Genomic DNA, 12,581 nt, shown 5'->3' on the forward strand with positions numbered 1-12,581 from the left:
TTATACTTAAACATAGTTATAGTAAACACCTTGCAAAATTAGTTTGCAGGGTGTTTTGTTTTTAATGACCTTTGAGTAAAAACACATTTTTTATGACCTTAGCTATTTTAAGTTTTTTACTCATTTCTTTTGGATATTCTTTATTTGAAAAACTAAAAGATAAAAAAGGATATACCTCTTTTTTAGCACATCACTTAAAACAAGAAAAATTGGCCAATTTCTTTTGGTGGTTTTTAGTATTTATAAACAGCATTACTACTCTATTTTTAATTTTAGGAATTTTCTCTTTGATTTTTAATTTTAAGCTATTCCCAATTCTTATTGTTTTTAAAATTTGTGTTCTTAATATTCTAATTTTACTAATTGGTCAAAGAATAGCAGGAGATTTTCAGGGAGCAGCCAATTTGGGTGTTTATTTTTTAATTTGTTTGTTTGGATGGTATTTACAAACCTTGTAAAATTGCTAAATTCTCATTAAACATGGTTAAATTCTAATTTCAAGTATTTACTTTTAGTAAAGTATAGTAGTTTTGATACAAACATTTTTAACATATGAAAGCGCAATTTTTTTTTATTCTTGGTTTGTTATTCATTTTTAAAAATGCTCAGGCTCAAAAAATTATCAACAATCCAGATCATTTAATAAACAATACCAACGCTGCTGTTACTAAAATAGAACTTACTACTAACGAAACCATTATTCATTTTCATATTAGAGGTTTTAAAGGACATTGGATTTCTATTCCTAAAGAAACCTATATAGAAGATTCTTCTGGAAAAGGAGAAAAATTGTATGTAACCAAAACTGATGGAATTTCTTTAACTGGAAAAAACTATTTTAAAGAATCAGAAGAAATACGATTTAAGGTTTTTTTTCCTCCTTTAGCAAAAGATACCAAAAGAATAAATTATGGAGAGTCTAACGCTGGAGGAAATTGGTTTATTTATAAATTAGATTTAAGAAAAGATGGAACCAATTTTATAAACAACCTAATCGATAAAAAAACATTTACAGTTAACAAATTCACTACCGAAAACAAACTAAAAAACAAGGTAGTTAACTACAATATTAATCAACTTAATTTAACAGGAAACACCATTTTTCCAGAACAGTTACCTAAAGATTTTTTTGGAAATTGGTATGATAAATATGGAACTTTATTACTAATTGCTACTCCCGATTTTTTGGTTTCTGATCAAATATTAAAACATTATTTACACATTCAAAAAATAGGAACTAATAAATTTAAAATATACACATCCTCTAATCTTTTTGAAATTTTAAATTTAGAGAACGATGAAATGACCATTAGAACCAATAGATTGATTAAATTACACAAAAAATCTAGCTATAAAAAAATTCCTAAATTTTTACAAGGCAAGTGGCTACATAACAACCAAGAAAATGAAATTACTGTAACTGATCATTCTTTTTTTTACTATAATAAACAACCTAAACAATCCTACAACCAAGCAGAAAAAAGTAAAGTTATCTATGTAGCTTCATCTAACAACGATAATTTAATTTGGATTGTTTTATACCAAAGTGGCAACTATCAAATATATCAAGCAAAAAAAATAAACAATGAGTATTTTTTGCAACCTAGAGGACATGCTGATGACACATTTAGTAAACTTAATTAAGCCTTTTGTTACATGCTAAAAAAAACAATTTATCTACTTTTTTTATGTACATCTTTAATGTCTTTTGCACAAGAAATGAGTGTGTATCCTACCCAATTCCCAAATTATATTTATGGAACTTGGGTAAATAGCAAAAATGAAATAACTCTTATTATTACAGAAGAATACATGGTGGTAGACAACGAATTGTTTGGCTACAACAACATAACAAAACTAAATGATGAGTTATTTTTTACTTGTGTTAACTATTACAATAATGATATTAAATACGTAAATATTAATAGAATAAACACAGCTACCATTATTTTAGATGAGGGTTTTAAAATTACCGAACTCACCAAACTATCTAAAAATCATTTAAAACACATGCCTAACTCACTTATTGATGTTTGGCGTGCAGATAACAATCAATTAAAAATTAATAAAAAAGAAGTTGTTTATCAAGATTGTATTTACAAAATAGACTATGTAACTACGGCCGATGGTATCAATCATCATATTGTAATTTATAATAACAGTGAGTATACTTTGTTACGTAATTACAAAAGTAACAACACCCATTATTTAAACGCACATTTTTTTAAAACCACAGCTTTTAAAAAAGCTAGTTTTTATCAAAAACACAAAAAAGAATTTATTATTGGTTACTGCCTTGTTTTTTTACTTATAGGATATATAATTATACATTGGAGTATTAATAGTTCTCGAAAAAAAGAAATAAACAAACGTTTATTTGTAGAAATGCAGTTAAAAAGCATTCGTTCTCAAATGAATCCTCACTTTTTATTTAATGCCTTAAGTGCTATTCAAAACCTAATTAACAAAGGTGATAACGAAAAAGCCAATCATTATTTAACTGAATTTTCGCAATTAATGAGACTTACCTTAGATAAAAGCGAAAAAGGGTTGGTTCCTCTAGACGATGAAATAAAATCCATTAAAAAATACTTAGAAATAGAAAAATTACGTTTTCATTTTAATTATGAAATTAATACCGAAACAAGCGTAAATATCCATCAAACAGAAATTCCTGCCATGCTTATTCAGCCTATTGTAGAAAATGCTATTATACATGGGTTACATCAAAAAAAGGGAAATAAAAATTTATGGATTACTTTTAGCATAAAAGACAACTGTTTTATTTGTACTGTTACCGATAATGGTGTAGGAATTAAGGCAACCAAAATAAAAGAATCTATACATACAAATAGACAAAAATACGGACTAAAATTAGCTCAGGATCGCATGGATTTAATCAACAAAAATTACCATACAAAAACCGCCATACACATAACCGATATATCGGATAAAGATCCCGAAAAAACAGGAACTGAAGTAAAAATTATCATGCCTTTAAAATATTAATGCTATGGCTATTAACGCACTTATTATTGATGATGAAATTCACAATTTAGAAAACTTAGAATATTTATTGCTAAAACATTGTGCTAATATTCACATTATAGCCAAAACAAACGATGTAGATAAAGGTATTGCATTGATTAAACAACATAAACCCGATTTGGTTTTTTTAGACATTGAAATGCCTGGAAAAAATGGATTTGAGGTTTTAGAAAATATAAATCCCATTCATTTTGAAGTTATTTTTGTGACTGCTTACAATCAATACGCTTTAAAGGCTATTAAATTTTGTGCTTTAGATTATTTAATGAAACCAGTATCTGTTAGCGAATTAAAAGAAGCTGTTAACAAAGTAACAGAAATTTTAGATAAAAAAATAGCAAACAAAAAACTAGAACATTTGGTTAGTAATTACAACAACCAACAACTACCTAAAAAAATAGCTTTACCTACTTCTGATGAATTATTTTTTGTAGCCATTGATGATATTATAAGGTGCAAAAGCGAAAATAATTACACTATTTTTCATTTGGTAAATGAAACAACAATATTAGTATCTAAAACCTTAAAAGAATGGGATGAATTGCTATCAGCACATCATTTTATAAGAACTCATCAATCACATTTGGTAAATAGTATACACGTAAAATCTTATGTAAAAAAAGACGGTGGATATATTTTAATGAACGATGGAAGTAATGTAGTGGTGTCTAGACATAAAAAAGAAGAGATTTTAAATAAACTGGCTAGTTTTCATAAATTCTAATGAAAAAAAGCGAAATACTCATTAACAATTACCTCATACTCATTTACACTGTTGTTTTTATACATTTCTTTTACTTTAGCTTGTAAAAAAATTGCATGAAAAAGTTTATAACGCTATTGCTATTAGCGGTATCTAGTATTGCCTATACTCAATCAATATCTTTTGAAATATCGGGAATTTTAAAATCTAAAAATGAGAAAACTCCCATAGAATCTGCCACTGTTTATTTACAACGTGTTAAAGACAGCACCATTATTAGTTACACCATAACCAATCAAAAAGGAGAATTTGCACTAGAAAACAAAACAACCGATAAAAAAGCCCATTTGTTCATTTCTTATATAGGATATAAAACCTACAAAAAACAAATTAACATCAGTACTAAAAAACAAAACTTTAACACCATTCTATTAGAAGAAAACGCTAATATTTTAAACGAAGTAGTCATCAGAGCACAAGCTCCACCTATAACTGTTAAAAAAGATACGTTGGAATTTAACGTAAAATCTTTTAAAACTAAAAAAGATGCCAATGTAGAAGATTTACTTAAAAAGTTACCTGGTGTTGAAGTAGATGATGACGGAAAAATAAAAATAAACGGAAAAGAAGTCAACAAAATTTTAGTGAATGGAAAACCGTTTTTTTCTAATGATGTTACCATTGCAACAAAAAATTTAACCAAAGATATTATAGAAAAAATTCAAGTATCAGACACCAAAAGCGATGAAGAAGGTTTTACAGGAGAAGAAGGTAGTAAAACCAACAAAACCATTAATTTGGTCATTAAAAAAGAAAACAACAAAGGTAATTTTGGACGATTGGCTGCAGGATCAGGAACAGATGAACGTTATGAATATGCAGGAATGTACAACTATTTTAACAACGATTTACGTGTAAGTGTACTGGCTGGAGGAAACAATATTAACTCACCTGGTTTTAGTTACGGAGAAATTAACAAAATGTTTGGAGGATCGTCTTCTAGAACCATTAACCGACAAATAAATAATTGGGGAAGTAACGGAATTATTACCTCTAACAATTACGGTTTAAATTATGTAGATACTTATAGTAAAAAACTAGATGTTTCTACCAACTATTTTGGATCAGACACTGAAACCATAAATTTAAATAAAAGTAAAACCGAAAATCTTACTCCAAACAACACGTTTTTTACCAATGCTAGCACCAATTCTAACAGACAAGCTACCAACCATAGTTCTGATACCAAATTAACCATTAAACCCGATTCTACCCTACTAATTACCATTACTCCAAAATTTCGTCAAACAAAAACTACAAATGCTTATGAAAGTAATGCTTCTTCTTTAGATATTAATAACGATTCTATTAACAAATCTTATTCAAACAACTTGAGTAAAACCACCAATAATAATTTTACAAACAACTTAAGTGCTACCAAACGCATTGGCAATAAAGGTTCTTATTTAAAATTTAATTGGTACTATCAAACGGTAAAAAACATCTCTTTAGATAGAATTCAAAATCAATTAATAAAGTTTAACAATCCTTCGGAGAACTCAGACATCAACCAATTAAGAAATGGGGATAATAATACCAAGACACTTATTTTAGAGCCTAAATATCAATGGGCAATTATTAAGAAAAAATTATCGTTAAATATGGGTGTTACTTATAGAAAAGTTACTCAAAAAAACATCAGAAATTCTTATGATTTTGATGAGAACAATAATCGTTTTAAAACGGATATAAATACAGATTTTAGTTCCGATTTTGTATATGATAACATCAGCACCTCTCCTACAGCTCAATTAGAATACAGAGGTAAAAAATGGTCATCATCTATAAAAACAGAATACCTTTTTAGAACCTTAAACAATTCCGATAATTTAAGACCACATCTTAGTTTAAAAAGAAGATTTAATGCCACACAAATAAATTACAGATTAAACTATCACAATCCTAAAACAAATTTTGGACTGTACTATAACTTAAATAATAATGCTCCAAATATTAATCAAATACAACCCTTTGTTAACATTACCAATCCTACCAATACAATTATTGGAAACCCTAACTTAGTCCCTACCAAAAGACATACATTAAATGCTAATTTTAGTAAAAACAACTTTCAAAAAGGGATTAATTTTTACAGTTATATTTATGCTACTTATACCAAAGATCAAATTATTAGTAAAAGTACCATTAATAGTGATTTAACTAGAGAAACTACCTATGCCAATGTAGATGGAACATCTTCTATATATATGTATGCAGATTATAACAAAAGAATAAAATTAGACACCTTAAAAAGTATTAAAATAGGACTAGGATTTAATACTAATTTTAGCAAAAATATTAACTATGTAAACAATTTACAATACACTAGTTTTTATAATAATTTAGGGCCTAGCATTTGGACAGAATTTAATTGGGACAAAATTGCCAATATAAATATTCGATACAACCCTTATTACACCAAAAACTCGTTTGACACACATAACCAAAACATTAATAATTTAGTAGCTCAAGAATTTACAAATCATAGAATACGTATAAGTACCACTAATTATTTCTTAAAAAAATTAGAATTAAGAAATGAAATTAATTATACCTACAATCCAAATATTAGTGATGGTTTTGATAAAAGCTCCTGGTTTTGGAATGCCACTATAGCTTATAGCTTATTTAAAGATTCTGCTACTTTAAGTTTAAAAGCTTATGATGTATTAAATCAAAATATAAATGTTTATAAATACAGTTATCAAAATGTTGTGGTTGATAGACAAAGCACCGTATTACAACAATATTTTATGTTGAGCTTTAGTTGGAAATTTAATAGTCTTAAAAAAAAGAAGAAATAAATTTTAGATAAAATTAATATTCAAAACAACTATAAATTATTTTTATTAATAACAATTTTAATATAGATAATTTATTTAAAACAAAACCCTTTTAAATCAAATTTAAAAGGGTTTTATGATTTCAATAAGGTACTTTACCAAAAAACGACCTAAACCTGCTTAAACGCCTTAATTATTCGTTTTTCATGTTTTTTAACACATAAATTAATGAAGAATACTCTCCTGTTCGTTTTGCAGCTTTATTTGACTTAATTCCGTTAATAATTGCTTTGATAAAATTCTTTTTTCCTGTTTTGTATTGTTCACTTAATAAAGAAACATAAAACGCATCAAATTTCATAGGAATGGTTTTTACCACTTTCATTAATTCTGTAGCAAACAACCTATGAATAGAAGTTTGAGAAAAATGCCATAAATGTCTTGGTACATCAAAAGCTGCCCAATGCTCTTTATAATATTCAGCATCGTAACTTTTGTAATTTGGAACTGCAATAACCAAAACACCATCTGGTTTTAATAATTGTTTCAATCTATAAATATACATATCTAAATCGTGTACATGTTCTAAAACATGCCACATGGTAATTACATCAAATTTATAAGGTTTCTTTTCTGGAGTATAATCATCCTCAAATTTTAAAACTTCTTTTTCTATGTTTTTTGTTTCATGTTCTGCATGATGATATAATTTGGTTTGCTTATAACTTTGTTTATAATCTAAATCTTTTTCTGCTCCAGCAAAATCATCCTCAAAAAAAGCATGAAGGTCTGAATAAATATAAGTTCCTTTATTTAATTTTTCTAAACCTTTTTCTCTTGCTTTTTCACTAGGTTCTATTCCTGTTACCTTCCACTCTGCTTGTTGGCATACTTTTAAAAAATCTCCTGTACCACAACCAATATCTAAAACATTTTTTTCTTCAACAAGAAAAGAATTTAAAAGTTCTAATTTTTTGTTTAACGTATATTTTTTAACCAAACTATATACAATTTCTGTTACAGATTTTTTACGATCTGTATGAGATATATAATTTTCAGTTTCGTAATACTTAGCTAAATTTTCTTTTTTTGGCCTTGGATTGGTAATTAACAAATCAATTCTATCATCCAACAGCAATTCAAAATTTTCTTTAGAAACAGAATAATCTTTAGTGTTTAAATATTTTTCTAATGCCATTTATTTTATTTCAATTTTAGGTCCTAAAAATTTAGATTGTACATTAAATAATATATCTACAAAAACTTTAGTTCTTGCTAAATACTCACGCAAATATACTTTAAAACCATAAGCATCACTTACATCTTTTGCATTAAATCCTATGGCATTTATATTATTTAAAGAAGCAATGTAAACAGCTCTTTTATTATGAAATTCTTGAGAAATAACGGTGTAAGATTGTTGATTAAAAACTTTATATGCTCTAATTACAGAATCTAATGTTCTAAACCCTGCATAGTCTAAAAATATTTTTTCTTTAGGAATTCCTCTTTTTATTAATGCCTTTTTAAAAAACTCAGGTTCATTATATGCAATAGTAGAATTATCTCCACTAACCAAAATAAACTCAATTTTTCCATTGTTATACAATTCAACAACGGCATCAATTCTATATTTAAAAAACAAATTTACACCTCCTTTTCTATTCCATTTAGAAGTTCCCAAAACCAATCCAACTTTATTTTTAGGGATTTCATTTACATTGTTATATACCTTATTTTCTGTTTTTACACTAATAATATAATTAGGCAACAGTATAGAGATTCCCAAAAGAATAGATATAATTATGAGTATTTTTTTCATTCTTTTTATTTAAACAACAAGCTTAACATAAACGAAAAACCGATACTTTAGTATTAAAATATCGGTTTTTATTTTGATTTGTTCCACGTGGAACTTTTATTTTATCTTCCCATATAAACTAACAAAACAGAAACATCTGATGGAGAAACTCCACTAATTCTACTTGCTTGAGAAATGGTTACGGGTTGAATTTTAGTTAATTTTTGTTGAGCTTCTATAGATAAAGATTTTACTTTATAATAATCAAAACTTTTAGGAATAGATATATTTTCTAAACGTTGAAGTTTATCAGCATTATTCTTTTCTTTTTCTATATAACCAGCATATTTAACTTTTACCTCAGCTTGTTCAATCGATTCTGCATCTATATTATTTTCTTCAACAAATTGAGCTACACCAGGAAAAGTTACAACATCTTTAAAATCAATTTGTGGTCTAGAAGCAACCTTAAACATCTTTACAGATTGGTTTATAGTAGCAGAACCTTTAGCTTCTAAAATAGGATTTATATCAGAAGGTTTAATACTTCTTTCTTCTAAAAACCGAACCAATAAATCAGATTTTTTTACCTTTTCTTTTACTCTTTCTAAACGCTCATCGGAAGCCAATCCAATAGCATTTGAAATTGGAGTTAAACGAATATCAGCATTATCTTGTCTTAATAAAGTTCTGTACTCTGCTCTAGAAGTAAACATTCTATAAGGCTCTTCTGTTCCTTTAGTAATTAAATCATCTATTAAAACTCCAATATAAGCCTCATCTCTTTTTAAAATAAAAGGAGGTCTTTGTTGCACTTTTAAAACAGCATTAATACCTGCCATTAATCCTTGCGAAGCTGCTTCTTCATAACCAGTAGTACCATTAATTTGTCCGGCAAAAAACAAATTCTTTACCAACTTAGTTTCTAAAGTATGTGTTAATTGTGTTGGTGGAAAATAATCATACTCTATTGCATAACCATAACGTAAAAATTTTACATTTTCAAAACCAGCAACTTTTCGCAAAGCTTTATCTTGAACATCTTCTGGTAAAGATGTAGAAAAGCCATTTACATAAATTTCAACTGTATTCCATCCTTCAGGTTCTACAAAAATTTGATGTCTATCTTTAGTAGCAAAACGATCAATTTTATCTTCTATTGAAGGACAATATCTTGGACCTGTAGATTTTATTCTACCATTAAACATTGGTGATCTATCAAAACCAGAACGTAACAAATCATGAACCTCTTGAGAAGTATAACTCATATAACAAGAACGTTGTTCTGTTAATGGTTTGGTAGTTGATAAATAAGAAAACTTTTCAGGATTTTCATCCCCAGGTTGTTCTATCATTTTAGAAAAATCTAAAGAACGAGCATCTACTCTTGGAGGTGTTCCTGTTTTCATTCTTCCGGCTTCAAAACCAACTTTTACCAAATCTTCGGTAATTCCTGTAGAAGCACTTTCACCAGATCTTCCTCCTCCAAAAGATTTTTCACCAATATGAATCAATCCATTTAAAAAAGTACCTGCAGTAATAATTACAGATTTTGCTTTTATCTCAAAACCTAAACCAGTTTTTACACCTTTAATTTCTCCATCTTCAATAATCAAACCTTTGATCATATCCTGATAAAAATCTAAATTATCAGTTTGCTCAAGCATATTTCTCCACTCCTCTGCAAAACGCATTCTGTCAGATTGAGCTCTTGGACTCCACATAGCAGGTCCTTTAGATTTGTTAAGCATCTTAAATTGTATAGCAGTTTTATCGGTAACAATTCCACTATACCCACCTAACGCATCAATTTCTCTAACAATTTGTCCTTTAGCAATTCCTCCCATTGCAGGATTACAACTCATTTGCGCAATATTTTGCAAACTCATAGTAACCAACAAAGTTTTAGAACCCATGTTAGCAGCAGCAGCAGCAGCTTCTGAACCAGCATGTCCAGCTCCAACAACAATTACATCGTAAGTATCGGTAAATAAACTCATATATTTATTCAATTTAATATTGATAAAAAAATCAATATTGATTTTTGTTCCACGTGGAACAATAAATTTATTTTTCTAAAACAGTTATATATTGCTCCTCTTTTAAACGCATCTGTTTAGCATCTTCATCAGTCTTATCTTTAAAACCACAATAATGCAAAATACCATGAATAATAACTCTAGGTAATTCCTCATCAAAAGAAATTTTTAAATCCTTGGCATTATCTTTTACCCTTTCTACAGAAATAAAAATATCACCAGAAATTAGTTTACCCATAGTATAATCAAAACTAATAATATCTGTTAAAGTGTCGTGATCTAAGAATTCTACATTCAATTTATGTAAATATTCATCATCACAAAAAATATAATTAATATCTCCTTCTTCAAAGCCTTCGTTAGCAATGGTTTCAGAGATCCAATAACTATATTTTTCTTCATTAACTAATTCAAAATCAGTTTCATAATTAAAAACAATCATATACCAAATTTAGTTTTGCAAAGGTAGTAAAAAGGATAATACCATAATACACAATAAAATAAAGTATATATAATTAATAATATAAGAGATAAAGTATATTTGCAAACAATAAAAACAACCAAACAATTCTAAAAATCACCATCATGGAAAATGTACGTGTACGCTTTGCACCAAGTCCAACAGGACCTTTACATATTGGAGGAGTAAGAACAGCATTATTTAATTATTTATTTGCTAAAAAAAACAATGGAACATTTGTATTAAGAATTGAAGATACAGACCAAACTAGGTATGTAGCAAATGCAGAAAAATATATTATTGATGCTTTAGATTGGTGTGGAATTCCTTTTGATGAAGGTCCAGGAAAAAACGAAAAATTTGGTCCATACAGACAATCAGAAAGAAAAAATCTTTATAAAAAATATGCTGATGCTTTGGTAGCAAGTAACCAAGCATATTATGCTTTTGATACTGCAGAAGAATTAGATGCTTTAAGAAAAGAAGCTGAAGAAAATAAATCGGTTTTTATTTATAACAACGTTTCACGTGAAACGTTAAACAATTCTATCCATTTATCTAAAGAGGAAGTAGATCAAAAATTGGCTAATGGAGATAAATATGTAATACGTTTTAAAACTCCAAAAGATCAAAAATTGATTTTGGATGATATGATTCGTGGAGAAATAATTATTGATACCAATACTTTAGATGATAAAATTTTGTTTAAATCTGATGGGATGCCAACCTATCATTTAGCAAATATTGTAGATGATCATTTAATGAAAATAAGTCATGTAATTCGTGGTGAAGAATGGTTACCTTCTCTTCCACTTCATAGTTTATTGTACGAAGCTTTTGGTTGGATTGCTCCAAAATTTGCACACTTACCGTTAATTTTAAAACCAGTTGGTAAAGGAAAATTAAGTAAAAGAGATGGAGATAAATTAGGATTCCCAGTATTTCCATTAGAATATACAAACCAAGAAACCAATGAAGTTTCTAGAGGATACAAAGAAGATGGGTATTTTAACGATGCTTTTATAAACATGTTAGCCTTATTGGGATGGAATCCTGGAACAGAGCAAGAAATCTTTTCTTTAGAAGAATTGATAAAAGAATTTGATATCAAACGTGTTTCTAAATCGGGAGCTAAATTTAGTGCAGATAAAACCAAGTGGTTTAATCAGCAATACATGCAAGAGAAAAATGATGATGAAATAGCAAGTGAATTTGTAAAATTATATCAAAATGAATTAAAAGATTTTGATTTAAGCTTTGTTAGAAAAGTGGTTTCTCAAGTAAAGGAAAGAGCAGTTTTTACAAAAGATTTATGGGATTTAGCAGATTACTATTTTGTGAATCCAACATCATATGATGAAAAAGCAGCCAAAAAACAATGGAAGCCAGATACCAAAGATATTATGTTAGAGGTAAAAGAAATCATTAAAGAAATTGAAGATTTTTCAAGTTTAACCATTGAAACAAAAGTTAAAGAATATTTAACCGAAAAAGAATTTGGATTTGGAAAAGTAATGCCTCCTTTAAGATTATGTATTGTTGGAGAAATGAAAGGTCCTCACCTATTTGATATTATTGAAATGATAGGTAAAGAAAAAAGCTTATTAAGAATTGATAATGCAATTGAAAAATTAGCTTAACTACAACATTGAAAAATTAAAAGCCCTGAGTTAAAACTCAGGGCTTT

Annotated in this window: 10 protein-coding genes; 6 read left to right on the plus strand and 4 right to left on the minus strand. The window is 27.9% G+C overall.

What is annotated here, in order from left to right; genetic code table 11:
• The first annotated feature begins 92 nt into the window (after positions 1-92).
• The 5 genes from ACXGQT_RS10350 (at position 93) to ACXGQT_RS10370 (ending at position 6,615) form a co-directional block, all read left to right on the plus strand.
• Positions 93-458, plus strand: a complete 366-nt coding sequence (locus ACXGQT_RS10350) for a hypothetical protein (protein ID WP_457828522.1) — start codon at positions 93-95, stop codon at positions 456-458.
• Between the two features lie 94 nt (positions 459-552).
• On the plus strand, positions 553-1,644 hold the full coding sequence (locus ACXGQT_RS10355) for a hypothetical protein (protein WP_457828523.1): 1,092 nt from the start codon (positions 553-555) through the stop codon (positions 1,642-1,644).
• Between the two features lie 12 nt (positions 1,645-1,656).
• Positions 1,657-3,009 (plus strand): sensor histidine kinase, encoded by a 1,353-nt coding sequence (locus ACXGQT_RS10360; protein WP_457828524.1) that lies wholly within the window; start codon positions 1,657-1,659, stop codon positions 3,007-3,009.
• Positions 3,010-3,013: 4 nt separating this feature from the next.
• Positions 3,014-3,772, plus strand: coding sequence for a LytR/AlgR family response regulator transcription factor (locus tag ACXGQT_RS10365; protein ID WP_457828525.1), 759 nt, complete (start codon positions 3,014-3,016; stop codon positions 3,770-3,772).
• A 95-nt stretch (positions 3,773-3,867) separates the two neighbouring features.
• Positions 3,868-6,615: an outer membrane beta-barrel protein gene (locus tag ACXGQT_RS10370; protein ID WP_457828526.1), complete on the plus strand. Its 2,748-nt coding sequence runs from the start codon at positions 3,868-3,870 to the stop codon at positions 6,613-6,615.
• Positions 6,616-6,787: 172 nt separating this feature from the next.
• Here the strand turns inward: ACXGQT_RS10370 and ACXGQT_RS10375 are convergent, their stop codons facing one another.
• The 4 genes from ACXGQT_RS10375 to ybeY form a co-directional block, all read right to left on the minus strand.
• Complete coding sequence (locus tag ACXGQT_RS10375; protein ID WP_457828527.1) at positions 6,788-7,792, minus strand: class I SAM-dependent methyltransferase; 1,005 nt, start codon at positions 7,790-7,792, stop codon at positions 6,788-6,790.
• The gene (locus tag ACXGQT_RS10380; RefSeq protein WP_457828528.1) at positions 7,793-8,416 is read right to left on the minus strand and encodes a SanA/YdcF family protein; all 624 of its coding nucleotides are present in this window, start codon (positions 8,414-8,416) and stop codon (positions 7,793-7,795) included.
• Between the two features lie 101 nt (positions 8,417-8,517).
• On the minus strand, positions 8,518-10,395 hold the full coding sequence (gene mnmG / locus ACXGQT_RS10385) for a tRNA uridine-5-carboxymethylaminomethyl(34) synthesis enzyme MnmG (RefSeq protein ID WP_457828529.1): 1,878 nt from the start codon (positions 10,393-10,395) through the stop codon (positions 8,518-8,520).
• Between the two features lie 67 nt (positions 10,396-10,462).
• Entirely contained in the window at positions 10,463-10,876 is a 414-nt protein-coding gene (gene ybeY, locus ACXGQT_RS10390) for an rRNA maturation RNase YbeY (protein ID WP_457828530.1), read from the minus strand.
• Between the two features lie 143 nt (positions 10,877-11,019).
• Here ybeY and gltX point away from each other — a divergent pair, with 143 nt between their 5' ends.
• Entirely contained in the window at positions 11,020-12,534 is a 1,515-nt protein-coding gene (gltX, locus tag ACXGQT_RS10395) for a glutamate--tRNA ligase (RefSeq protein WP_457828531.1), read from the plus strand.
• The last annotated feature ends 47 nt before the right edge of the window (positions 12,535-12,581 follow it).

This window comes from Wenyingzhuangia sp. IMCC45467, from assembly GCF_054111205.1.